Here is a 468-nt window from a genome sequence, read left to right as displayed (position 1 = left end):
CGGAGTCCTGCACCTTGGAGCTTGCCCGCCGCTGTGGTCTGACGGTCCCGGAGGTACGCCACCAGGATATCGGCGGCCGGCCTGTCATGCTGATTCGTCGCTTTGACCGCTACTGGAGCCAGGTTGGTCAGAAGCCGCCTGAAGACGCCTTGCACGACACCCGCCCTGGGGAGGGCCGCATCGAAGGCCGGCTTCCTTTCGTCAGCGGCCTTACGCTCACCGCCTGCAACGAGCTGGAGTCGCCCGACAAGACCTATGCCGACCTGGGCCGCGCCATCCACAAATACGTCCACCTGGATCGTGTCAAAGCCGATGGCGAGGAGATGTTTGCTCGCATGGTGTTCAACATTTTCGTGACCAACGACGACGACCATCTTCGCAATCATGGCTTCATACGGGACCCACGGCGTAACGGCTGGGTGCTCAGCCCTCTGTACGACGTCGTTCCGCACCCCGTCCTGGCCAGTG

The 468-nt window shown here is 62.8% G+C and carries 1 protein-coding gene; it reads left to right on the top strand.

The annotated features are described in order from the left end of the window. Positions 1–14 precede the first annotated feature (14 nt). Positions 15–468, top strand: a 454-nt coding sequence (locus HW466_RS31380) for a HipA domain-containing protein (RefSeq protein ID WP_244138254.1), incomplete at its 3' end; no start/stop codon positions are given.

This window comes from Burkholderia territorii (assembly GCF_902833055.1).
In the GTDB taxonomy this organism is placed as follows: Bacteria; Pseudomonadota; Gammaproteobacteria; order Burkholderiales; family Burkholderiaceae; genus Burkholderia; species Burkholderia territorii.
The sequence above is the reverse complement of the archived record's forward strand: the minus strand, read 5'-3'. Positions and strand labels throughout refer to the sequence as shown.